Genomic DNA, 24,946 nt, shown 5'->3' with positions numbered 1-24,946 from the left:
CCGTTCACCCTGCCCTCACAAGACCATTCCCCCGACCTGTCCTTGCCGCATTCCCAGCAGCAGCGGCTCTCTGCAAAGAACATTCCGTCCAGGTACTCTCCTTGCTCAACGGTTTCTAAATTTTATTTCATTATACCGATATTTCCCGCCTTGTCAAGAGGATTTTCGGAAATATAGCAAAAAATATTTTTATGTGCTTTTTCAGCGATGCGCTGCTTTAGTAAAGTATTACAAATATTGCCGGAAAAGGGAACAGCATGGTATAATAATTATTATCATAATAGGCTCGCTGAAGGCTTGACTAGCTCCCGCCTTACTCTGCGGCAGCAGCGCGGGACGCAAAATATACGCATTGCACACAGCCGGGCATCGGGCAAGCCCGATGCTTGCGCGAGTTGCCCGCCGCAGGCGATTAAACGGATGGAGAAGAGAAAACGATGGCAAAAAAGAAAAGAGAAATGGCGCTGGAGAAAAATACGATCTTTGAAGCGCAGGTAACAGGATATACAACCGAAGGGACAGGCGTGGTACGAACACCGGAAGGGATTCCGGTGTTCGTAGCGGGAGCGGCGCAGGGGGATACGCTGCGCGTGCGCGCGGTAAAAAGCCTTAAAACGTATGCTTTTGGGCGGATTGAGGAGATCCTTTCGCCTTCTCCCGACCGTGTAGAGGAAGATTGCCCGGTTTCACGCCGGTGCGGCGGCTGCGTATTCCGTCATATTTCCTATGAGGCGGAGCTGCGCGCCAAGGAGCAGCGTGTGCGCGACGCTTTGTCCCGTATCGGCGGCTTTTCCGATTTGCCGGTGCTTCCGATTCTGGGCGCACAGCAGCCGAACCGCTACCGCAACAAGGCGCAGTTCCCAATCGGCTCCAACGGGGAGGGCGGCATCCTGTTTGGCTTTTACAGCACGCACAGCCACCGGATTATTCCATGCAAAGACTGCCTGCTGCATCCGGTGGAATTCATCCGGGCCATGGAGGCGGTGAGCCGCTGGCAGGCGGAAACGGGCGAGACAGCCTACAACGAGGAGACAGGAAAAGGAACGCTGCGTCACCTCTACCTGCGCAAGGGTTTTGCATCCGGTCAGGTGATGGTCTGCATCGTGGCGAATGCCGCGTTCCTGCGCGGGGAGGAACGGCTGTGTGAGCTTCTGCGCGAATCGGTGCCGGGACTTTCCGGCGTGCTGCTGAACCAGAACACAGAGCGAACCAACGTTGTTCTGGGAAAGGAAAACCGTGTTCTGTGGGGAAGTGAGCTGCTGGAGGATACGCTTTGCGGCCTGCGATTTACCCTCTCGCCGCATTCGTTTTATCAGGTCAATCGCGATCAGGCGGAACGTTTGTATGAGACGGCCGCGCAGTATGCAGCCCTGACGGGGAAGGAGATGGTGCTGGATCTTTACTGCGGGGCCGGGACGATCGGGCTTTCGATGGCTGCGTGGGCCAAGCGGCTGATCGGTGTGGAGATTGTGGAGGACGCGGTGGAGAACGCACGCGCAAATGCTGCATGCAACGGCGTCACAAACGCGGAATTTTTCTGCGGCGACGCGCCCAAAGCCGCTGCGATGCTCCGCGCCCGCGGGGAAACGCCGGACGTGGTGATTCTCGATCCGCCCCGTAAGGGCTGCGGAGAGGAGCTGGTGGACGTTGTATCCTCCATGTCGCCGCGCCGTGTGGTATACGTTTCCTGTGATCCCGCCACGCTTGCCCGCGATCTGCGCTTTTTTGCCTCCCGGGGATATCAGCCGCAGGAGGCCCGCCCGGCTGATTTGTTCCCAAGGACTGCGCATGTGGAGACGGTTGTCTTGCTTTCCAAGGGAGAAATCGACTCGAAAAAGGTTCGTGTGGAGTTCTCGTTGGAGGATATGGATATGTCTGGATTCCAGAAAGGTGCGACCTATGAACAGATTAAGGCTTATGTGCTGGAGAAGTTTGAATTGAAGGTATCGTCTCTGTATATCTCCCAGATCAAGCGGAAATGCGGTCTGGATGTAGGGCAGAACTATAATTTGTCGAAGAAAGAAAACGCCAAAGTGCCAAAATGCCCGCCAGAAAAGGAAGCAGCGATTATGGATGCACTGAAATATTTCCAGATGATAATGTAGTATTTGAAATGGTCAGGATTATATAAGTCCTGGCCATTTCGAGGTCAAACCTTCGTTGAAATCATCACGGATTCGTGATATGCTTATCTATAATTTATACGTTGTTAAAAACCGTGGAGGGCATCTATGGCTGTACAATACAATAAGTTGTTTAAGATGCTGATCGACCGAAAAATGAGCAACAATCAATTGGCGAAGCAGGCAGGAATTAGCCTGAACATTATTACTCGTTTAAAGCGGGATGAATACATTGCAATGCAAACTATTGAGAAAATCTGCATTGCTTTGGACTGTGGTGTGGATGACATTCTCGAATTTATCTCGGAGTCTCAGAAATGAACTATCATTATGGCAGAGGGGAGGTTTATCGTGCAGTTTGAAGAAAAACTGGATGTGATTGAGGAAGATATTGTCCAATACAGCCAAGAATTGCTTAATATCCTCCTGAAGGATAGAACAACAAAAGAGAATATTATCTGGGCAACCAGTGACTATATCTCGCATGGGGAGCTATATGCAGCGACAGAGCAAATCTACGCAAGCCTGATCACTGGCGTTCATTCTAAGCTGATTCAGCCTCGTGTAGCAAAGGCGCATGAGCAAAAAAACAGTCGCACCAGAGACAAGGCAGAAGTGTTTACCCCTTCCTGGATCTGCAATGCCCAAAATAACTTGGTGGACGAGCATTGGTTTGGTCGGCCTAATGTGTTTAATATCCCGCAAGACAACACTTGGACGGCAACGGAACGAATCGTATTTCCTGAGGATAAGCAGCATACCTGGAAGCATTATGTGGATGCACGGAGAATTGAGATTTCCTGCGGCGAGGCTCCTTATCTGGTAAGTCGCTATGATACAGTAACCGGTGACCCCATTGAACTTCTCTCCCGGATCGGTTTTCTGGATCGCAAGCTGCGGGTTGTGACCGAAAATGCCTCCGACGAAAGCGAATGGTTGAAATGGGCGTATCGAGCTTACGAAAGTATTTACGGCTTTGAGTTTCAGGGCGATAACTTATTGCTTGCACGGGAAAATTTGCTGTATACTTTTATTGACTACATGCGGCATGCGCTAAAGCGTACTCCGACGCTCAATGAGCTAAAAAGGGTGGCCACCATCATTTCCTGGAATTTGTGGCAGATGGATGGCCTCACATACGGGCCGCCGCTTTGCGATATTCAAGAAGAAATGAATCAGCTATCAATATTTGATTTTATTGAATCTGAGTTCCTGACTGCTCAAAAGCCTGCAAAGTCTCGGTGCAAAATCAAGGATTGGCGATCCAAAGTGATCGTGGAATACTACTCTTTGGTGAAGGGGGAACGATAATGGAAACCGTATTTGGAACTTCTTTCGAGTACAAATTGATTTATGTTTTTGCCATCAATGATGAAGCCCACAAAGGGCTTTTGAAAATTGGTGATACTACGATTCAGTCAGACGCTTCCATTGATGCCCTGTTTCCCAACTGTAAGGCGCTGAATCAGGCGGCGCTGAGCCGAATCAAGCAGTATACGAACACAGCGGGTATTTCTGCCCAGCTGCTACATACCGAGTTGGCGGTCCGCCTTGTTAGAGGCAAGGATGGACAGCAGGTGTTGAAAGCTTTCCGGGACCATGATGTACACCGGGTGTTGGAGAACTCCGGCATTCCCAAGAAAAAGCTGAAGAACTCCACCAGCAGAGAATGGTTCGAGGTGGATCTGGCCACCGTTCTGAAAGCGATCGAAGCGGTGAAGAAGTGCCAGCCTAACCTGTCCGGCGCGGGAGCAGGCACAGGTTTTACCCCCATTGTGTTCCGCCCGGAACAGGAAGAAGCCATTGAGAAAACGCTGAAACAGTTCAAGACCGGCAGCCGGATGCTCTGGAACGCAAAGATGCGTTTCGGCAAAACCCTTTCTGCCCTTCAGGTAGTTAAGAAGTCTGGCTTTGCCAAGACCATTATTGTTACCCATCGCCCTGTGGTGGACGATGGTTGGTATGAAGATTTTCAGAAGATCTTCTATGATACCGATGACTACACCTATGGCTCCAAGGGCCACGGGGCTGCCATTGAAGATCTGCTGAACAGCGGCAAAAAGTTCGTCTATTTTGCGTCTATTCAGGATCTGCGCGGTTCCTCCACCGTTGGCGGCAAATTCGATAAAAACGATGCTGTGTTTTCCCTTGACTGGGATCTGGTCATCGTGGATGAGGCCCACGAAGGAACCACCACCGCCCTGGGCGATGATGTCATTAAAAATCTGGTCAAGGAAGGAAACAGCTACGATACCAAGTTCCTTGCCCTGTCCGGCACGCCGTTCAATATCCTCAAAGAATTTGACGACAACATTTATACCTGGGATTATGTGATGGAGCAGCAGCGCAAAGCGGAATGGGACAAGCTGCACTTTGGCGATTCCAACCCCTACGACGAGCTGCCGGAGCTGAAAATCTATACCTACGACCTGGGCAAAATCCTCACCGATAAAAGCTATGTAGAGTTGGAGGACAAGGCGTTCAATTTCCGGGAATTTTTCCGTGTTTGGACTGGGGATATCAAACACGATCATAAGGCTATGCCAGCTACTGCACAGGTTGGCGATTTTGTCCACGAAAGTGATGTCTGGAGCTTTTTGAACTTGATCACAAAAGATGACCCGGACAGCCACTATCCTTATGCCAATGAAGAATACCGCAACCTGTTCCGCCATGCCCTCTGGATGGTTCCCGGCGTCAAAGAGGCCAAGGCTCTGAGCAAGCTGATGAAGAAACACCCGGTCTTTGGCTGTGGTGTATTTGATGTTGTCAATGTGGCCGGTGACGGCGACGAGGAAGAACGCTCTGAAGATGCGCTCCAGAAGGTGCGGCAGGCTATCAACAGCGCCGGAAACGATGGTTACACCATCACCCTTTCCTGCGGTAAGCTGACCACCGGCGTCACCGTGCCGGAGTGGACGGCTGTGTTTATGCTGGCCGGATCGTTCTCCACTTCTGCCGCCAACTATCTGCAAACCATCTTCCGGGTACAGTCGCCCTGCAACAAGGACGGCAAGATCAAACGCTGTTGCTATGTGTTCGACTTTGCCCCCGACCGCACCTTGAAAATGGTAGCGGAATCTGCGGCTCTGTCCACCAAAGCGGGCAAGGCGAATGAATCCGACCGTCGAATCATGGGCGAGTTTTTGAACTATTGCCCGGTCATTGCGGTAGATGGTACGGTGATGAAAGCCTACGACACCAACCGCTTGCTCCAGCAGTTGAAGCGTGCGTATGCGGAACGGGCTGTGCAGAACGGTTTTGATGACACCAATCTATATAACGACGAGTTGCTACGTCTGGAAGAACTTGATATTGAGAAGTTCAATAACCTAAAGAAGATTGTCGGGACATCCAAAGCAGCCCCCAAAGCTAAGGAGATCGACATCAACGCCCAGGGTTTTACCGATGAAGAATACGAAGAGCTGGGCCGGATCGAGAAAAAGCCCAAGCAGGAGCGCACACCGGATGAAGAAAAGCGTTTGCAGGAGATGAAGGAAAAGCAGAAACTCAAAAACAATGCAATTTCCATCCTGCGGGGCATTTCCATCCGTATGCCGCTGCTGATTTACGGCGCTGATATTCCCATTGATGAAGATATCACCATGGAAAAGTTGGTGAACATCGTGGATGATTCCTCCTGGGAGGAATTCATGCCCTCCGGCGTCACCAAAGAGATGTTCAAGAGCTTTATCAAATACTATGACCCGGAAATCTTTGTGGCTGCCGGTCGTCGGATTCGCACCACGGTTCTCAGCGCCGATGCGCTTTCCCCCACGGAGCGGGTCAAGAAAATCGCGCAGTTGTTTGCCTGCTTCAAAAACCCGGACAAGGAAACCGTTCTGACCCCATGGCGGGTTGTGAATATGCACATGAGCGATTGCCTGGGCGGCTATGACTTCTATGATGAAACTCATGAGCAGATGGCAGAGGAGCCCCGTTTTGTGGATCGTGGCAAAGTGACCGCAGACACCTTTGCAAATGCCGGTGCCCGCGTGCTGGAGATCAACTCTAAAACCGGTCTGTATCCTTTGTATTTGACCTACAGCATTTTCCGCAGCCGGTGCGCCGCTTGCCCCGAAGAAGAACTGGATGATGCCAAATTGCAGCAGCTCTGGGATGCAGCCGTGCGGGAGAATGTGTTTGTGATTTGCAAAACGCCGATGGCCAAGCAGATCACCCAGCGCACACTTGCCGGATACCGGGATGTTCCGGTGAACGCCCATTATTTTGACGACCTGATCAACATGATGAAGAACAAGCCCCGGCAATTTGTTGACCGGGTGCTGAAGCCCAGCTATTGGAAACAGGAAGGGGTGAAAGCCATGAAATTTGATGCCGTAGTAGGCAATCCGCCGTATCAGCTTTCCGGTGGTTCTGGCGGTACCAATGACGCACCCATTTATCAATATTTTGTTTCATCCGCACAGAAGCTACAAGCTGACTACACTTCTTTGATTATTCCTTCAAGATGGTTTTCTGGCGGACGAGAGAACCTTTTGGCCGAATTTCGGCACGATATGCTTGCCGATGGTGGAATCAAGAAGATGTTTGTTTTTTCTGATTCGCATGACATATTCCCTTCTGTGGAAATCAAAGGCGGGCTTTGCTACTACTTGTCTCAAGACGGATATTCTGGAGAATGTGAATATACGCTTGTTAAAAATGGAACCCCTACAACGATTATGCGGAATCTAAATGACTTTGATGTTTTGATTCGTGAACCGTTGCTTGCCAATATTGTGAAAAAGGTGATGGCCGACAATCCCAGAACCGTTAGCGAGATCATTTCGGGAGATACGCCGTTTGGGATCCCAACCAATCCAAAAGGCAGCAAGAAAAATCCCATCGACTTGTATGATACGGAAAACAATGAACATAATACGCGACTATTCTATATTGAAAGTTCCGAAAGAAAAGTCGGCTATATTAATAGAACAAAAATCTCTAAAAATAGCGGAGACATTGACGCGATAAAAGTATTTATTCCAGAAGCATACGGAGCCGGAGAAACTTTTCCTCACCAAATCCTGGGTGTTCCAGAGTTCGGTGGGGCTAATTCCATTTGCTCGCAATCATATTTGTATGCATCTTTTGACAGTGAAGAAGAAGCAAAAAACTTCATTATTTACCTGAAAACCAAGTTTTTCCGATCTCTTGTTTTGTCCATAAAGATTTCTCAGCACGCTCCGAGCAAAACATACCGCTTTGTCCCCATGCAGGATTTTACAAAGCCCTGGACGGATGCTGAACTGTATAAAAAGTATAGCTTGACAGACGAAGAAATCGCCTTTATCGAGTCCATGATCAAGCCAATGTAAATGGAGGTGGAATCAAATCAGCAAACACAACAATCCAACCCGGCAGCATCATGTGCCAAAAGTATATTTGAAAAATTTCTGTGCGAAGGATGGCTCTATTGCTGTTCTTGATAAAACCAGAAATCGTGTATTCTCCACGGGGCTTGAGGCGGTTGCAGTAGAGAAAAATTTCTATACAGTAGATGGATTAGAAGATCCCTATTGTTGGGAAAAGGCCTATGCAGAGAGCGTCGAACCTATGATGAGCGTGTTATTACCCAAAATAATTTCAAGGGTTCATGTTCTGGTGCAAACTGGTCATTGCATCATAAACAAAGACGAAAAATCCCAGTTGGCCCTTATAATGGTGATGCAACTGCTTCGTGGCAAGCAAAGCCGCGCATATGAAAAGAAGCTTTTTGATGAACTGCTGCCTTCTACAATCGAAAAGGCTAAGAAAAAATTTGGCCCCTTAACTGATGAACAGCAGAAACGCTTAGATACTTTTGGTACTGATCCGCAGTTTTTTAAGCAAATCTCTATGGGATTAACTTGGGACATTGAACGGCTTACTCGCTATACCAATATTCTTATGTGGCATGATTTTGTCTTTTATCATATCTGCGGCGATATGGAGTTTGTGACAAGCGACAACCCCGTGATGTTTATAAACAGTAACACAGCCAATGCGCAGCCATTTGCCAATGGTTTGGCTCGCAAAACGACGCTCATCTATTATCCCCTTTCGCCCAAATTATTACTTTGCGCTATACATCCAAATGCTTTTTTCCAGTTCTTTTCGGATAAAGATGGGTGCCTGTGTCGTCTTGATGCCACCAAAGAAGAAAGCTTTATTGCGTCCATGAATCGCAAGCAGCGTGCCCAGTGCCACAATCAAGTCTTTGCATTGACTCAGACAACTTTAGAAAAGATAAAGCTGTAATGGGAACCCGGGGTTACGGCCACAGTGGAGGTGTTAAATGCGAAAACATTTGTATAGATTTATCAGTTTTGAAGATTTTATAAACCTTGTCATAAACAACAAGGACAGGTTTGTACGGCCATCGATTTGGGATGATGGGTATGAAGGCTACTTATTTTCCTCTTTGGATTCACCAGAAGACGTTCGCCACATTGTAAGTGAAATGTTCAATAATCTGTGCCCAAGAAACTATTATGCAATTCCTGACAATTATTTCCGAATGTGGCATAGTAAATGGTTTACTTATGCGCAGTGTTGGTCAGAGCATCCGGAAACAGACGCTATGTGGAGGTGTTATTCATACGGGAACAAAGCACTTAGAATCAGGACACGTGAAGATAAACTGCTTGCCCACGCCAAAAGCATTTTCCAAGAAAATGAAGATTTTGCTGTTTATCTCAAAAAAGTAAGTTACGACTTAAACAAAAAATCCAATATTGAGCAGCAAATTGCACAAATGGGAGACAGCAAATTGACCCATGAAACCTATTTTCATAAGCGGCCTGCATTTAAGCATGAAAGAGAAGTTCGTCTGCTAATAGCCGATAATAGGCTGTATATTAGAGAAAATCTGTCAAGCCTCGGTGTAAAATGGAACATTGCTGAACAGGTCACGGGCAAAAATGATGGAGAAATCATCGACTATTTAACCGAAAGGATCCTATCGCAAAGGATTGATTACGAACACAGCAATAGTGCAAATGTATGGATAGAAGATGCTGGTAACATATCCGCCTTTTTGGAAGGAGTGATGGTACACCCTTCTGCTCCAGAGTGGTATGTGAATATTGTCCAAGATATTTGCCTTCAAAAAGGCATTCGCTTTGATGGACAATCTCAAATCTATAAATTAAAATAATTTCATTAGTTCGGGACTCAACAACTTTCCTGTAAATGCTTTTGGGTAATTGGCGCAGTTGAATGTTTCCGTTCGATGGGGATTCCAAAGGGGAACAGCGTTCTCCTTTGTCTGGGGTGTTCAGAGGGGATAGTGTTCCCCTTTGACTGGAAGAATCCAAAGAAACCGGCGGTTTCGTGGCACACGACTTTCCCTCGGAAAGTCTAGTGTGTTATACCTTTGTGGAGCAGATGGTAGCCGGAATTGTAGCACGCCCCGGAAAGTGTGGCTACAGTTGCGGCGTTCTGGCGGGAAAGGTTGCCCCTTGCGGGGCAGCATAAGCGCCAGAAAAAGGCTGGCAGACGGTGCGGGCAAGCACTGTCTGCCAGCCGTGTCATTTGCGGAACAAAGGTATATCAAAGCCCCCGTCAGCCGCTGCTTCCCATCGTATCAGAACCACCACGGCAGCTTTCCGCGCAGGCTGTCCATCGCCTCGCCCTCCACCTTCTTTGTCCAGCTCTCGCTGAGATGGAAATGGAGCGCCGCGCCGATCAGCGGGTGCTCGATTCCATCGGTAAAGCCATAGCGGTACAGCAGATAGGTCTGCTCTCTGGCCGTCAGCTTGTCCAGCGCCGCATACAATTCTATCAGCTGCTCTTTTTGGATATAGATTTGCTCCGGCGTTTGGGTGTGAGGGTCGGCTATGGCTTCGATCCGCAGCATCCGTTCATCCTCTGAGAGAACGTCATCCAGATATACTCTCTGGAAGCCGGGGCCGTCTTTCTTATCCACCATCCGTTGCTCAAATAAACCGAGGGCGGCGCGGATGCAGTCCGTCATGGCGTTGCGGAGCGCCGGTGCTGCATAGGTCAGAAATTTCATGCCCCGTCCGGCATCAAACAAAGGGATCGTGTTCAGCAGGCCGATACTTCCCTCCTGCATCAAATCATCCAAATCAATTCCAATATCATTTTCATCCAGCCCCATGTTTCGGTATTGCTCCAGCGCAATTTTTCGGATGAATCCCAGATTCTTTTCCAGCAGAATGTCACGGGCAGCCGTATCCCCTTTCTGTGCCAGTCTGCACAGCTGCTCATTGCTCCGGGTCGGCATTTTGCTTCTCCTGCGCGTGGTCTAAGGTGGATTGGAGAAATTCCGTCAGCGCCTGACCGAACTTGTCTAATGCTTCCTTTTGCACACCGTCCATCCCCGCTGCGCTCTGGGTGACGGCGGCGGAAATCATTTCGGGCGTGATGGTCGGAGTATGAACATCCGCCCCTTTGGTGAGTTCGGTAAACATCTGCTGAGTGATGCCCTTGGTCAAGGACTGCGCTGCTGTGAAATCGTTGCCGATCTCTTTCTTCACTTCCCGCAGCGCCGCCATAAATGTGTTCTGTATCATCGTCAGGTCTGCCTGATATACGGGAACTTTCTGCCGGTTGACAGTTCTGGCCGCCTGCACCGCAGCGTCTGTTTTATTGTTTCGGCGCAGCATGGCGCTGAGAGTAGTAAGCATCTGGTTCTGTCCGGCGAAACCGGCGGCCAGCGTATCGTCAAAATATTGTTCAATCATATAGGTGACTTCTGCAAAGCGAGGGCTTTCCAAAAGGCGGTTGACGATCTCTGCATTGGCTTTTCCGGTGTACAGATTCCGCGCCGCCTGCACCGACAGGCCCAGTTCTTCAATATCAAAATTTGTCCGGTCGGGCGTGTTGACTTCCCCCAGCAGGAAATCTGTGGAGACTTCAAACACTTTCGCAATGCGGAGCAAATGTTCTGTGCTGATCTTATCAGTCTTACCGCTGACAAACCGGCTGATGGCGCTCTCGGTGCTGCCGATGCGGGTCGCCAGCTGTGCCTGGGTAATTTTATGTTCCTTCATAAGCTCCTGCATCCGCTGCCGGATATTGCCGGGCAGATAGGCTCCCTCCATGTGACGCACCTCTCTTCTGAAAACTCTCTTTATCCATTATACCTGATAAAACCAGCGCGGGCAAATGCTTTCCGCTGGCTTCGCCGCTCTGAGGTCTTGCATTTTTGCAAGATTTCAGGGCGGCGTTTTTTCATTTCTTGCACTTTTAGCGGATTTTTCGGTTTATAGGCTTTTTCCCCGTATATTCAGGCAGACGGGCAGATACCGTCAATAAATGATGGAGGGCATAGCCTATGAATTTGTTTGAAACTGTAAAATCTGCTGTTACTGTGAAGCAGGCCGCCGAATACTACGGCTGTAAGGTCAACCGGGGCGATATGATCTGCTGCCCCTTCCACGATGACCGGCATCCCAGCATGAAGCTGAACAGGGATTATTTCTATTGCTTTGGCTGCGGGGCTACCGGGGATGTGATCGATTTTGTGGCGCGGCTGTTCGGCCTGAGCAGCTACGAGGCCGCAAAGAAGCTGGCCTATGACTTTGGCATCGACCCGGACAAGCCCCCGGCAGCGATGGCTTTGAAAAAGCCCTATCCGCTGGCGCAGGCTTTCCGCAACGATGAGATACACTGCCAGCGGGTGCTCTGCGATTATCTGCATCTGCTGGAACGCTGGAAGGTCGAATATGCCCCGCAATCGCCGGAGGATGAACTGGATGACCGCTTTGTGGAAGCCTGTCATATGATCGAGTATGTAAATGATTTGTTGGACGTTCTCATGTTTGCGGAACTGAAGCAGCGTGTGAAAGCGGTGGATATGCTGCTGAAGGACGGCACTATCACCGCGCTGGAGCAGCGGCTCAGACGTCTGGAAAAGGAGGTGCAGCACCGTGGCGAAGAACGAGCAATCGCGTGAGGCCAACCAGCCCATCTGGTTTGACGGCAAGAGTATCAATGAAGCCCTGTTTTGTGATGATTTTCTCGGCAGACACAAAATCATCTACACAAACGGGGCTTTTTTCACGCCTGATGGCCGCGTGACCGATGAGCTGCCACTGCGTGGAGAAATTTTTGAGGAACTGAAATGCTGTGCGGTCAGCAATATCCCCCGCAAAATCAGCAATATCGTGGAGCTGATGAAGCTGGCGGCGCTGGTAGAGGATTTCCCGCCGGAGGCTGACCGCATTCATCTGGCAAACGGCACGTTGTTTCTGGATGGCTCCTTTACGGAGGGAAAACCGGACATCGTGCGTTGCCGCCTGCCGGTGGCCTATAATCCCGATGCGCCCACGCCGACCCGCTGGCTGGCTTTTCTGGATGGGCTTCTTTACCCGGAGGACATTCCCACTTTGCAGGAATATATCGGCTACTGCCTGATCCCCAGCAACAAGGGACAGCGCATGATGGTCATTAAGGGCAATGGCGGCGAGGGTAAGAGCCAGATCGGCGCGGTGCTGTCCGCCCTGTTCGGCAGCAACATGAAGGACGGCAGCATCGGCAAAATTTCCGAGAACCGTTTTGCCCGCGCTGATCTGGAACACATTCTGCTGTGTGTCGATGATGATATGCGGATGGAGGCCCTGCGGCAGACCAACTATGTCAAATCCATCGTCACCGCACAGGGTAAAATGGATTTGGAGCGTAAAGGCAAGCAGAGCTATCAGGGATGGATGTGCGCCCGGCTGCTGGCATTCAGCAATGGCGACTTGCAGGCTCTCTTTGACCGCAGTGATGGCTTTTATCGGCGGCAGTTGGTGCTGACCGCCAAAGAGAAACCTGCCGACCGTGTGGATGATCCCGACCTGGCAGAGAAGATGAAGGCCGAGGTGGAGGGCATTCTGCTGTGGGCTTTTGCGGGATTGCAGCAGTTGGTAGCGAACAACTTCAAGTTCACCGAGAGCCAGCGCACCAAAGAGAACCGGGAGGCCGTCAAGCGGGACAACAATAACGTGTTTGATTTTCTGGAATCCGAGGGCTATATCCGGCTGAAAGCGGATGCGTCCATCAGTTCAAAGGATTGCTACGACATTTACCGGATGTGGTGCGAGGAAAATAGCCTGACTGCACTCAAACGCCGCAGCTTCAGCGATGCGCTGGTGGCAGCCTGCGGTAAGTACAATCTGGAACACTGCAACACGATTACCAATTCGGCAGGACGCCGGGTATGGGGCTTTATGGGGATCGAGGCAGTGGCAAGGCCGCATATAAACGAGTTTACGGACGCTTCACAGTGTACGTACGTACCGGAAGACTGGCGGGATTGATTTCCGATCTGGTCGCCGGTACGTATGTACGCAGCGATTCACCCTGTTACCTCATATATTAGAGGCGCTTCATGCGGATAAAGTGGTCGTGCCCATTTTGGGTACGACCAGAACCATGTAAATATTCTCGGTTTTGTGATGTGAAGTGGTTGGTGTCATTTTGAACCCGACCACTTTAGCAGGACGAAGTAGGTGTGGTCATTTTGACCACACCTAAAGCGGTCAGCAAAAGAGGTGATTTTGCAGGTATCTTTTGAAGCAATCTCAAAACGGCGAAATGTTTCTCTGTTATCTGCACACAGTTCATCAAATAGCGACTCGTGGAACTGTGCACACGCTGCACTATCTCGCGCAGATACAGCCTGAACGATGAAAAACCCCACATTTTCGCGAAGTTGAATATTCCGCCGTTGACCAACGATACGCAGGAAGCCATTTCTATCGCAAAACAGCATTTGCACAAATTTCACCATTGACCAAAGCCAGTGTGCTCCCCAGCGTAGCCGGTTCTTTTTATGACGCAACAGAAAATCATGTTTTAGTTGTCAAGTGACAAAGGGCGTCACTTGCAAAAATGGAGGATTACCATGAAATCAAGTATTCGAAACGAAATCAAGGCGCAGATCATCCGCGCCGGTTACACCATGCAGGAAGTCGTTGACCAGCTGCACGATGAGTATGGGTGGAGCGACAGCGTATCCAATCTTTCCGGAAAATTGCAGCGGGAATCGCTGCGGTATCGGGAGGCCGTGGAGTTGGCTGACGTGCTGGGATATGACATTGTCTGGCAGAAACGGAGGGATTGAGTATGGAAAAAGCACAATACGCGATTATGCGATTTGCCAAATATAAGGGGCCTGAAATCGGCAATATCGAGGCCCATAACGAGCGCACAAAGGAAAAGTACGCCAGTAATCCCGATGTGGATACCAGCCGAAGCAAGTACAACTTCCATCTGGTCAAACCGCCCGGCAAGTACCGGGCCGAGTCAGAGAGGCAAATTGCCGCTGCCGGATGCCGTACCCGGAAAGACAGTATCCGTATGATCGAGACGCTGTTCACAGCCAGCCCGGAGTTCTTTAAGGGAAAGAAACGGGCGGAAATTCGGGCATTTTTCGAGGAAGCTCTGCACTTTCTGGAACAGCATCAGTCCAAAGAGACAATTATATCCGCCATGGTGCATATGGACGAGAAAACGCCCCATATGCACCTTTGTTTTGTCCCTTTGACGGAGGATGGCAGGCTCAGCGCCAAAGACATCATGGGCAATAAAAAGAAGCTGACCTGGTGGCAGGATGAGTTTTGGAAACACATGGTCAAGAAGTTTCCAGATTTGGAGCGTGGCGAGAGCGCCAGCCTGACCGGGTGCGACCATATCCCGCCCCGCGTATTTAAGGAGATGACCAGACTGACCAAACAGAAAAGCAAACTGGAGGATCTGCTCACTGGAATCAATCCCTTTAACGCCAAAAGCCGGGCGGAGGAAATCTGCAAGATTCTGGATACCTATATTCCCAGCGTGGAGAAGATGGACACACTGCTGCGGAAATATGGCGTAGCCTTCACGAAAACAGCATCCGAAAACAAAAGGTTGAAAACGAAAAATGCCGAACTGGAAGAATCTCTTGCATCGGCGCAGAAAGTCAGCACCCTAAAGCAGATCGAAGACCTCAAGCTGCGGCGCGACTATGACAGTGCCGTGGCGATTTTGGAACAGATACCGGCAGAAGTTTTGAACATCTATGTGCAGAGCAGCCATAGAGAAAAGGAGCGGCCTATTGAGCAAAGTTTATGATGATCCGAAATATAATGCGGCGTTTGACCGCTGTGTTGATGTGATGGCGCGGCTGTTGCAGAAGTATGGTCCGCAGCTATTGGGGCAGATGCAGGAGACTGCGAATGCTGGTTGCACACGTTCTGTGGTATCGGGAAAGCAACCCGTTTCGGTGTATCAGGAATTTGACAAAGCCGCTTGATATAAATTTGATTTACACGTTGCGTATTTGTTTGGCGTATGCTATAATAAATACGCAACGTGTATTTTTGCTTTATGGAGTAAAAGAAATGGACTGCAAAACCAAAATAAAAGAGTTGCGGGAAAGTACAGGCATGAACCGCAAGGAATTTTGTAAATATTTTCAGATTCCCTATCGGACTGTGACAGAGTGGGAACTGGATAACCGCCATGCACCGGAATATGTGCTCCGTTTGTTGGAGTACTACATTCAGAATGAAGGTCTGGCGAAGAAGAAAGTAACGGATGAATGTTCAGAGATGGAAGAAAGGGGCGACCCGTATGAAGAAAACTAAAACAAAATGCTATCTTTATACACGGGTATCTACTTCCATGCAGGTGGACGGATACAGTCTGGATGCTCAGCGTGATAAGCTGCGAAAATACGCTGAATACGAAGATATGGTAGTGGCTGGCGAATATTCTGACGAAGGCTTTTCCGGCAAGAATATTCAGGGCAGACACGAATTTCAGCGGATGCTGCAAGACATTCAGGACTGCAAAGATGGCGTGGAATATGTGCTGGTGTTCAAACTGTCTCGATTCGGAAGAAATGCTGCCGATGTACTGAATTCTTTGCAGCTGATGCAGGATTTCGGTGTCAATTTGATTTGTGTGGAAGATGGCATTGACAGTTCCAAGGATTCCGGCAAGCTGATGATTTCTGTCCTTTCTGCGGTGGCAGAGATAGAGCGTGAGAATATTCGGACACAGACGATGGCTGGACGGGAGCAGAAAGCCCGTGAAGGAAAATGGAACGGCGGCTTTGCCCCTTATGGATACCGTCTTGAAAAGGGCGAACTGTTGATTGCTGAGGATGAAGTGGACGTGATCCGCACCATCTTTGACCGCTATATTCACACCAACGATGGTGTCAGCGGTGTGGCGAAATATCTGAACCGGCAGGGCTTTGTGAAGAAGCTGCGGCAGAACGGCACCATTCCCGGTTTTTCCGCCAGCTTTGTGAAAAGTATCATTGACAATCCGGTATATATGGGGAAAATTGCCTATGGCAGACGCCGGACAGAGAAGAAGATTGGTACCCGGAATGAGATGCACGTGGTTGAACAGTCGGAGTTTCCCGTGTACGAGGGAAAGCATGAGGCTATCATTTCTGAAGAAGATTGGAATCTCGCGCAGGAGAAACGGAAAGTCAATGCTTATCGGCGCGAGAAGGTCAACGATCCTACCCATGCGCATATTCTGTCCGGCATTCTGAAATGCCCTTGCTGCGGCAAAAGCCTGTACGGGAATATTGCAAAAGCCCACAGCAAGGACAAAAAGACCCGCTATTACTATTACTGCAAGAATACGGTGACGCCAACAGGCCACGAGTGTACTTTCCGGCTGAACATTGAGCAGACCGAGATGAACCGCATGGTAGCGTCAATTATCTCTGCTATGGTCAGTGCCCCACGGTTTGCAGATGCAATCAAGGCGAAAATCGGTTCCGCTGTCGATACGAACGACTTAGAGAAGCAGCTGGAAGCATTACAAGCGCAGCTTCGGCAGACGTTAGGCACAAAGACCCGACTGGAACGGCAGATGGACGGTTTGGATGTGAATGACCCGTATTATGACCGGAAAATTTCTGATTTGCAGCGCCGCTATGACGAGCAATATGGTAGAATAGATGAGATTGAAGCCCAGATTGACGATGTGCAAAGCCAGATACGGAGTATTCGACAGAAGAAAATTTCCGGTGACAATATTTATCGCTTACTGTTGGCGTTCGATCAGGTCTATGAAGCCGCCTCCGAGGTGGAGCGGAAGGAGTTCATGCGGGCGTTCATTGAGCGGATCGAATTGTTCCCGGAAAAGCAGCCGGACGGCAACTGGATCAGGAAGATTATCTTCAATTTCCCCGTTCCTGTGAATGGGGCGGAAGTGAAAGAATTGCCCTTGGAAAACGAAACAATGGTCGAGACGGTTGTTCTTTTGTCCCAACAAAAGCCAGACGACACCATAGAGATCGACCTGGATTTGGATGAGCTGGACGCTACTGCCGCTGAGACCAAGGCAACCTACGAGGAAATCAAAGCTTATGTTTGGGAGAAGTACCATTTGAAGGTGTCCAACCTGTATGTCTCTCAGATTAAGCGCAAATGTGGATTAGAGGTTGGTCAGAATTATAACCTGTCCAAATCCGAGAACCCGAAAGTGCCAAAGTGTCCGCCAGAAAAGGAAATGGCGATAATGGACGCACTGAAACATTTTCAAATGATCTGATACTGAAAACACGGATGATTTGCCGTCAGGCGATCATCCGTGTTTTGCATTATTCAGACTCCTATACATCCTTGAGCAGATATGCGTTCAGCCTGTTTTTTTCATCGATGTAGGATTGATAGATATTTTTGACTCCGGCTTCTTTGGCCATGGAAATAATCAGATTTTTATCTACTGGGGATGTTCTCAATCCAATAATGACTCCAGCCGGAACACACTCTATCATTGCGGGGAGATTCATTTTGCAATTAGCAAGCATCCGCCATTCTTCATCATATTTGTGGCATTCCTTTTTAATCAAGCTATTTCGTTCGACTTCCCACGGAAGCGGTTTTAATTCCTTTTGCATGAAGTCTGGCAAAGGCACTCCTAATTGCTGCACCATATCTTGTCCCATAACAAACTTTGCAAAATTGGTTGCATCATGTGGAGTGTTGGAATAATATACTGGATAAATCCGTGTTCCATATTTATAGACGCCACAATTTGCGCACTTGTCCAATTTCCCACAATACGAACTATCCGCATCACTAAGGTCATACATAAGACAAAAACCCTTGTGCATATCGGCGTATTTTAACCACAGAGTTTCATTAAACCCATTTTCAGAAAAGCAGATGGACAGAATCTCGTCTTGTATTTTTGAGCGCAAAGTTAGTACATAGGACAAAAATTGGTTTGTAATTCCATTTGCAAATAATTGTTTTAACCCTTCGACATTCGTAACTTGCTGAATAAATTCTTGCGGGATGCCGGGTTGATTTTGAAAGGTTTCTTTCATCCCGTTCGCTAACGCTGCTAATGCCTCAGGGGAGCTATAGTTACTAACAAATTCTTGACGGATCTTCTCCACATCAATATGTAAAAAGGTGTCAAACGGATCATCATAACTGCTGGCTTTAGAGAAGAATAGTTTATTAGAGCGTAAAGCATCAAGATTATTGTTATTCACCGCACGATACTTATACAAAAATCTTGGATAGCGAATTTTCGCCATCAGTTGATTAACTTCATTTGGTATATCTTCGCCTGTAAATGAGCACAGCGTTTCCCAATAATCCTGCATTTCATCGTGGCTCATAGCTGTTTTTCGTTCTTCTGCTTCCAACGCAACTCCTCCTTATGTGATTGCTCTTTTTTGCGCCTTAATCAGCCGTTATATTCTCAATACAGTTTGGACAGATGTCAATTTCATTATCTTTCATAATAGCACCACATTGGCTGCAAAATGAAATGGTGCTTTCGTCAAAATCTTCTCCGCATGAAAAGCAATGGTATTTTTGTGCCTTTGTATCATGAGCCAGCTGCTCCGCACCGCATTCCAAGCACTCATAAACTGGAAACTCCACGCCTTCTTTTCCACATTCATAAGCACTGACACCAAGCTCATTCTCTACATACTCAACGGCATTGTCCTGATATTTATAATACAGATAGGCTTCATCTCTCAAATCTGTATAACTACTGGGTGAATCTATTCCCATGTTCTCCATGCAGTACTCGATAAACGTACAGTGTACTTTTTTAATAAATCTGTATTTACTTTTGAATTCTTCGTTCTCATTTCTAATACCGCTGATTCCTAAATGGCATAGGTATTCCAAATCGTGAAGCGATAACATATTATCTACGATGAAATCATAAACACCATCTACAACATCAGAATACTCCATCTCACAGTGACTAAGTAAATACTGAACATAGAGGTTTTTTGCTGGTCCTTTAAAAATTTCGTGCAACGCTTCCATGTGCTTGGTTATTGTCCGTATATTTTGAGACAGGGCATCGATAGAAATATTTCCTTGTCCTGTGGCATGAGCATAGTCATCTCTATCGCTTATGTACTTTGAGAGCGCTTTTATTTTTTCATCTTCCATCTCCAGCGCACGGAAGACTTTGAATATTTCTTTTTCCGGAATTTTGCTGAAATCATAAACACTTGCGTGATTTTCAATATCCGGTTTATCTGTTTTACCGTTATAAGCATTGATTGGGTAAAAAAGATCTTTCATTCGATCCGGATTTGTCTGAAAGGCATGATCAACGCAATAGTAGGTGTAGCTCATAAAAATGAGGTGCGCATAGAAAAAAGAAACCTGATAGTTACCTTTCTCATAGTTATCTACGACTGTCTTCTCCAAATCATAAAGGTATTGGTCATAAGTGCCACTTCCTACATCCACTTTATCAGTCGGAAAATACTCTAAGAGGCGAACTAAGAATGATGGATCATATTCTTCATCGGCTGGCTGAAAAGCACCATATAGTGCGTCCTTAAACGTTTCATCGTACATAGTGCTATTCCCCCCAGACTTCGCTAATTCTATCTGCTAGTTTTTGTTTAAAGATGTCTATGAGCCGTTTGTTTTGTTCTACAATAGATATTTCTTCTTCAATCTCTCTTATAATGCTTTCTTGAATCTCCACTGCCGGGCAAGGAATATTAAATGAGCGAATGTCTTTTAGTGAAATAAAATGTTGAGTACCACCACGTTTGGTAGCCTCAATATATTTGGCAAACAAAGAGCTGTTCAGCACAAATAATACATACTTTGCCTTCACTTCTTGACCCGAGAATTTTATTAGTGCAACATTTTTTATCGCAAAGGTTGGTTCAATATCAACAATAACAGGGTTACCTATTGTTCCAATCATAGGCATAAGAATATCGCCTTTATCCACCTTGGATCGTTGATTAATTTTATCATAGTCTTCCTTTGAAATGAAATTTACATCATCTAAAACAATTGTTCCATTTTTGATATTTTTAGAAGTTACTAATGGAAAACCATCCGGAATAAACTTTGGACTGTCATGTGTGCCATCTCTTACATCACAGATTTGAGCTAAAGGTTTTAACTCCCAACAGGAATCAATTTTAATGTTGGGTCTGTAGTTGTCGATAACTTGTCTAGCTCCATCAATAATTCTTTGATAGCTCTCAAGTTCAGCAACAATTTCTTCCTGTACTGATATAGGAGGAAGCGGAATTTTTATTTGCTCAATTTGTTTTCTATTGATTGAAGAAAAAGCAGCACCGTTATCTCCTTGTATCTCATCTTCCATTTGTTTTAAAACATAAAACAAATACTTATATTGTATTTTGGAGCTGCATCGAATAGCTGCTAAACCCCTCCCAATGCAAATATCCTCGGTTACAATATTAACCGGTCCAACAGGTGCTCTTACAGACATAACAATGTCATTTTTAGAGCTCGTTTTTGTAACCATTGTCGTCCACTTTTTAGGTTTACCCAGATAAATTTCCGTGAATTCAGTTTTTCCCTGATAAAAAGGAACACCTTCAGCAATATCATTATAAAATTTTCCTTCAGGAGATTGTCCTGAAATCACCTCACACACTTCTCCTAATGTAACAATTGGCCAAGTGCTAGAAATTGGCTGTTCTTCTTTGTACCGATCTCCAGCCAAAATATAATCCTGTTTTGCAATTTCATTTTTACTGCCAATAGTTACAAGTGGGTGATGAAGAATTTCATCATCTGCTGTTTGCAGATCCAGATCAGCATGATACTTCTTGACTATACGAATAATTTCTGGAATTTCGCTACCTTTTATTTCACGGCGCTGTGCTCCCAGGTCGAATCCGTCATTGTTCAGTTTTACAAAAAGGATTTCATCTTTTAACCTGGCGAAAGACTTATCAATGAGCAAAATACTGGTTTTAACACCACTGTACGGGTTGAAAACACCGGCAGGTAGTGAGATTACCGCATACAGCAAGCCGCCGTCTACCAGATATTTCCGAAGTTCTTTGTAAGCATTGGCAGACTGGAACACAATACCCTCCGGAACAATGATGGCTGCCCGGCCTGTTGGGTTGAGGTGCTCAGCAATGTAGTCCACAAACAGCACTTCGGAGCGCTTAGCTTTTACCCGATAGCGGCTGTGGGGCATAATTCCGCCCTTTGGCGTCATGAAAGGCGGATTTGCAAGGATGACATCATAACAGTCATCCCATTTTTCTTCACTGGTTAGGGTGTCATATTCGCTGATTTTGGGCTTTGTAAAATGGTGAAGGTACATATTTACCCGAGACAGACGTACCATATCGGGAGAAATATCGTACCCTGCAAAGTTTTCCGTCAAACGCTTGCGGTCATCGGCGGTCAGCGTGCTTTTACCGTCCTCATCCTTATTCTGTGCCAGAATATGGCGATAGGCACTGATCAGAAAACCGGCTGTACCGCAGGCAGGGTCCAGAATAGTCTCGTTTTTCTTCGGGTCTACGATTTCCACCATCATGTCAATGATGTGGCGGGGCGTGCGGAACTGGCCGGCATCTCCCTGGCTGCCCATGATGGACAGCAGATATTCAAAGGCATTGCCCAAATCCTCGCTGTTGTCATACGAGAAGTCGCTGACTTCTTTGAGGAACATATTCAAGGTATCCGGGTCCCGATAAGGGATATATGCTCCACGGAAAATATCCCGGAACAGCTGCGGAAGGTTGGGGTTCGTAGCCATTTTTTCAATGCCTTCCGCATAGAGAAAAGCCCTTTGCTGCCCGCTGTTTTCGGGCTTCATAATTTCCGTCCAGGCATACTTCTCATATTCACCTGTAAAAAACTGCCGTGTGCCGCCAAATTCCAAACCTTCTATATCCATGTCATCCATGAATTTATAAATGAGCGCAATGGTAATCTGTTCAACCTGCGCCTTGGGATCGGGCACCTTGCCCACCAAAATATCACGCAGCGTATTGATCTTGCGCTTTACGTCAAATGTCAACATTTTCTTTCCTCCTACATAAAGCGGGATACATTGACGTTATCGGCAACGTAATCTACCACGCTTTGCATACTATCCAGCCCCAAATGCTTCAGATCAGCCATAGTGTATGTGCTGATGTCCGTTCCAAGCAGCTGGAATTTTCGGTCTTCGATGGCTCTGCGCACATCTTTGTCCGTTACATAAGTGGCAAAGAACTCTTTTACATCGGCATACTTTTCTGACGGAATACTGTGCGTCAGGGCATATCCCTCGAATTCATCCTCTACCAATTCCTTTTTACTCTTAAAGAAGGGCAGGACACCAAAGATTTTGTCCAGAATTTCCCGGGCCGTGATGCGGCGATCACTGCCAATGGAGCGCCGCAGCTTGTCCCAGGTGTAATACTCGTTGGGCTGATTCATAATGTGGTCATCAATATAGCGGATGACAGCGGGATAGTTGCCCTGCTCATACTGTTCTCTCGCAACCGGATCTTCTTTGACAGTCTCCTCGAATTTATCAAAGTACATCCGGTCAATCTTCATGCCTTCAGCACCGATTTTGGTCTCTACCAGTGTTTTCAGCGGGTCAGGAGCAAAGTTTTCATACCCATCCGGATCAACAGGTGGAGTACCTGGCGACACGCTGCTGCCTTGGAAGCGGGGCAACTTTAAGACCTCATCATAATCAAACTTTTCTTCAAAATATTCGCAGTTTCCAAAGAAGTCGAACAGTTTGAATGTTTCCTTGGGGTACTTATGGACGATTTCCTGACCGCCGTTTCGCTCTTTGAAGATGAAATCATGTTTTCGTGTACCACGTCCCTTAATCTGAATAAAGTCTGTGGGAGAGAAGATAGGGCGCAGTAACCCGATGTTCAGCAAATCTTCGCAGTCATACCCGGTTGTCATCATGCCCACTGTGACACAGATTCTGGTCTTGGATGATTTATACCCTTCCAGGAAATTGGTTGTTCCGCTCAGATTATTGTTCTGAAAGTTGATTGTATAGGTTTGTGCGTTCATAATGTCTGATGTGATCTGCATAGCAAAATCAGAACAGTATTTGCCGGGGAACATCATATCCGCATACACGTTCAGCAGCTGTGTGATTTTTGCTGCATGTTTGCGGCTTACGCAGAAGATGATGCCTTTGCCAATTTCTCCGGTAATCGGGTCACGGAGCGCATTGTCCATAAAAGTTTTAACAAACATCTTGTTGGTTTCTTCGGAGAAAAACTTCTTTTCAAAGTCACGGGCAAAGTAGGTTTCTTCCTGTTCTTCGTCCGCTTCATCCCCTTGCGAAATCACGGCATAACCTTCATCTGCCAATAGTTTTGTTGTAATATCAGTTCTGGCGTCCACTACTGTAGGATTGATCAAATAGCCGTCACGAACTCCATCCAGCAGTGAATAGCGGTATGTTGGGTCGCCGCTTTCACAGCCAAAGGTTTTATAGCTGTCCAGAAGTTGCCGTTTTTCCCATGCCCGTGGATCAGTAGCTTTCAGCCTTTCTACATCAATATTTTTGATATAGTCTTTGGGCGTAGCCGTCAATCCCAGCTTATAGCCGAGAAAATATTCGAATACGGCACGGCTGTTTCCATTGATGGAACGATGACACTCATCTGCAATGATAAGTGAAAAGTCGGTAGGCTTAAAGAAACGCTTGTATTTATTGCTGAACATAAGTGTTTGTACGGTGGAAACGACAACCTCCGCTTTCCGCCAATCATCTACGTTCTCCTTGAAGATAACTGTGTGATAGTCAGGAACAAGATAATTCTGGAAGTTTTTCTTAGCCTGATTTTCAAGCTCGATTCTATCCACCAGGAAAAGCACCCGATTCGCATTTCCGCTGCGCAAGAAAAGACGAATTACGGCAGCGGAAGTGAGAGTCTTACCTGTACCGGTTGCCATCTCAAACAGAAATCTCTGATTTCCACGTCGCACAGATTCCTGCAAAGCTTTCAACGCATTGATCTGATACTGACGGAGAAAACGCAGTCCATTATCATATAAAAATTGCTGACGAGTTTCGGGATTTATGTACTCGGGTGCCTCCATATATCGAGGATTTTTGATTACGGCAATATAATCCGCACCAATTTCCTCAGAATATAGTTTTGCTGGGTCAGCGTTCATGGCTTTGCTTTCCCGAATGCTTTCATAGCTGGGGAAAGCCGTGATAAGCTGCGGATTTCCCTTGTAAATATTCCAGAAATAATGCTGATTTCCGTTGGAGAGAATCACATACTTGAGATAAAGGGACTTGGCATATTCTCTGGCCTGCTCCTTGCCGACGAGGGGATCTTTATCCTCTGCTTTTGCTTCCAGCACAATAAAAGGCTTACCTTTATCATCGAGGAGCAGAAAATCCACAAAGCCATTCTTCACCTTATCAAAATTTTCGCCCAGACCTGTCAAATCAGCTTTGGACATTTTGACATTGGGTTCCAGCTGTATGTTTGCAGGTCCGTTTTTATCATCAAAGAAACGCCAGCCAGCTTCTTCTAACAGATGATTGATTTTAATTCTTGCACTTGCTTCTTTCTTTTTCAAAACAGCAGCCCTCCCTCTGTTTATGACTGC

Annotated in this window: 20 protein-coding genes; 13 read left to right on the top strand and 7 right to left on the bottom strand. The window is 47.2% G+C overall.

Annotated elements, in window-relative coordinates:
* Nucleotides 1-437 precede the first annotated feature (437 nt).
* The 6 genes from rlmD to B5F35_RS09890 all read left to right on the top strand — a co-directional run bounded on the left by rlmD (nucleotide 438) and on the right by B5F35_RS09890 (nucleotide 9,264).
* Nucleotides 438-2,105 (top strand): 23S rRNA (uracil(1939)-C(5))-methyltransferase RlmD, encoded by a 1,668-nt coding sequence (rlmD, locus tag B5F35_RS09915; protein WP_242969470.1) that lies wholly within the window; start codon nucleotides 438-440, stop codon nucleotides 2,103-2,105.
* A gap of 126 nt (nucleotides 2,106-2,231) precedes the next feature.
* Nucleotides 2,232-2,444, top strand: a complete 213-nt coding sequence (locus B5F35_RS09910; RefSeq protein WP_087240488.1) for a helix-turn-helix domain-containing protein — start codon at nucleotides 2,232-2,234, stop codon at nucleotides 2,442-2,444.
* Between the two features lie 30 nt (nucleotides 2,445-2,474).
* Entirely contained in the window at nucleotides 2,475-3,434 is a 960-nt protein-coding gene (locus B5F35_RS09905; protein WP_242969469.1) for a restriction endonuclease subunit M, read from the top strand.
* Entirely contained in the window at nucleotides 3,434-7,444 is a 4,011-nt protein-coding gene (locus B5F35_RS09900) for an Eco57I restriction-modification methylase domain-containing protein (RefSeq protein ID WP_087240484.1), read from the top strand. The genes B5F35_RS09905 and B5F35_RS09900 overlap by 1 nt, the downstream gene beginning before the upstream one ends.
* Nucleotides 7,445-7,496: 52 nt before the next feature.
* Entirely contained in the window at nucleotides 7,497-8,366 is an 870-nt protein-coding gene (locus tag B5F35_RS09895; protein WP_162611396.1) for a DUF4238 domain-containing protein, read from the top strand.
* A 37-nt stretch (nucleotides 8,367-8,403) separates the two neighbouring features.
* A complete protein-coding gene (locus B5F35_RS09890; RefSeq protein ID WP_087240480.1) occupies nucleotides 8,404-9,264 on the top strand; it encodes a DUF2971 domain-containing protein in 861 nt (286 codons plus the stop codon).
* A gap of 429 nt (nucleotides 9,265-9,693) precedes the next feature.
* On the opposite strand, the gene B5F35_RS09885 is transcribed toward B5F35_RS09890, so the two are convergent.
* Both B5F35_RS09885 and B5F35_RS09880 read right to left on the bottom strand, forming a co-directional pair.
* Complete coding sequence (locus tag B5F35_RS09885; protein WP_087240478.1) at nucleotides 9,694-10,356, bottom strand: sigma-70 family RNA polymerase sigma factor; 663 nt, start codon at nucleotides 10,354-10,356, stop codon at nucleotides 9,694-9,696.
* A complete protein-coding gene (locus B5F35_RS09880) occupies nucleotides 10,337-11,176 on the bottom strand; it encodes a helix-turn-helix domain-containing protein (protein ID WP_015534243.1) in 840 nt (279 codons plus the stop codon). Before B5F35_RS09880 ends, B5F35_RS09885 begins: the two co-directional genes overlap by 20 nt.
* Before the next feature lie 233 nt (nucleotides 11,177-11,409).
* Here B5F35_RS09880 and B5F35_RS09875 point away from each other — a divergent pair, with 233 nt between their 5' ends.
* Complete coding sequence (locus tag B5F35_RS09875; RefSeq protein WP_015534242.1) at nucleotides 11,410-12,030, top strand: CHC2 zinc finger domain-containing protein; 621 nt, start codon at nucleotides 11,410-11,412, stop codon at nucleotides 12,028-12,030.
* Nucleotides 12,005-13,378 (top strand): DNA primase family protein, encoded by a 1,374-nt coding sequence (locus tag B5F35_RS09870; RefSeq protein WP_087240476.1) that lies wholly within the window; start codon nucleotides 12,005-12,007, stop codon nucleotides 13,376-13,378. The genes B5F35_RS09875 and B5F35_RS09870 overlap by 26 nt, the downstream gene beginning before the upstream one ends.
* A gap of 155 nt (nucleotides 13,379-13,533) precedes the next feature.
* On the opposite strand, the gene B5F35_RS18445 is transcribed toward B5F35_RS09870, so the two are convergent.
* Nucleotides 13,534-13,902, bottom strand: coding sequence for a hypothetical protein (locus B5F35_RS18445; RefSeq protein ID WP_140401192.1), 369 nt, complete (start codon nucleotides 13,900-13,902; stop codon nucleotides 13,534-13,536).
* A gap of 63 nt (nucleotides 13,903-13,965) precedes the next feature.
* On the opposite strand from B5F35_RS18445, the gene B5F35_RS09865 reads away from it, so the two are divergent.
* The 5 genes from B5F35_RS09865 to B5F35_RS09845 are packed head-to-tail and all read left to right on the top strand — an operon-like array spanning nucleotide 13,966 to nucleotide 17,621.
* Entirely contained in the window at nucleotides 13,966-14,184 is a 219-nt protein-coding gene (locus B5F35_RS09865; protein ID WP_015534241.1) for a hypothetical protein, read from the top strand.
* A 2-nt stretch (nucleotides 14,185-14,186) separates the two neighbouring features.
* On the top strand, nucleotides 14,187-15,173 hold the full coding sequence (gene mobV / locus B5F35_RS09860; protein WP_087240474.1) for a MobV family relaxase: 987 nt from the start codon (nucleotides 14,187-14,189) through the stop codon (nucleotides 15,171-15,173).
* A complete protein-coding gene (locus B5F35_RS09855; RefSeq protein ID WP_087240472.1) occupies nucleotides 15,157-15,354 on the top strand; it encodes a hypothetical protein in 198 nt (65 codons plus the stop codon). Before mobV ends, B5F35_RS09855 begins: the two co-directional genes overlap by 17 nt.
* Nucleotides 15,338-15,688, top strand: a complete 351-nt coding sequence (locus B5F35_RS09850; RefSeq protein WP_347562491.1) for a helix-turn-helix domain-containing protein — start codon at nucleotides 15,338-15,340, stop codon at nucleotides 15,686-15,688. The genes B5F35_RS09855 and B5F35_RS09850 overlap by 17 nt, the downstream gene beginning before the upstream one ends.
* A complete protein-coding gene (locus B5F35_RS09845) occupies nucleotides 15,675-17,621 on the top strand; it encodes a recombinase family protein (RefSeq protein WP_087240470.1) in 1,947 nt (648 codons plus the stop codon). The genes B5F35_RS09850 and B5F35_RS09845 overlap by 14 nt, the downstream gene beginning before the upstream one ends.
* 61 nt (nucleotides 17,622-17,682) lie before the next feature.
* Here B5F35_RS09845 and B5F35_RS09840 read toward each other — a convergent pair whose 3' ends face one another.
* The 4 genes from B5F35_RS09840 to B5F35_RS09825 are packed head-to-tail and all read right to left on the bottom strand — an operon-like array spanning nucleotide 17,683 to nucleotide 24,916.
* Nucleotides 17,683-18,729, bottom strand: a complete 1,047-nt coding sequence (locus tag B5F35_RS09840) for a DUF2971 domain-containing protein (RefSeq protein WP_087240468.1) — start codon at nucleotides 18,727-18,729, stop codon at nucleotides 17,683-17,685.
* 37 nt (nucleotides 18,730-18,766) lie between these two features.
* Nucleotides 18,767-19,915: a hypothetical protein gene (locus B5F35_RS09835; RefSeq protein WP_087240466.1), complete on the bottom strand. Its 1,149-nt coding sequence runs from the start codon at nucleotides 19,913-19,915 to the stop codon at nucleotides 18,767-18,769.
* A 4-nt stretch (nucleotides 19,916-19,919) separates the two neighbouring features.
* On the bottom strand, nucleotides 19,920-22,376 hold the full coding sequence (locus B5F35_RS09830) for an N-6 DNA methylase (protein WP_087240464.1): 2,457 nt from the start codon (nucleotides 22,374-22,376) through the stop codon (nucleotides 19,920-19,922).
* Between the two features lie 11 nt (nucleotides 22,377-22,387).
* Entirely contained in the window at nucleotides 22,388-24,916 is a 2,529-nt protein-coding gene (locus B5F35_RS09825) for a DEAD/DEAH box helicase family protein (RefSeq protein ID WP_087240462.1), read from the bottom strand.
* Nucleotides 24,917-24,946 lie beyond the last annotated feature (30 nt).

Origin of the sequence: Anaeromassilibacillus sp. An200, assembly GCF_002160025.1 — a bacterium.
GTDB lineage: Bacteria > Bacillota > Clostridia > Oscillospirales > Acutalibacteraceae > Caccousia > Caccousia stercoris.
This window is presented reverse-complemented; position numbering and strand designations above follow the sequence as displayed.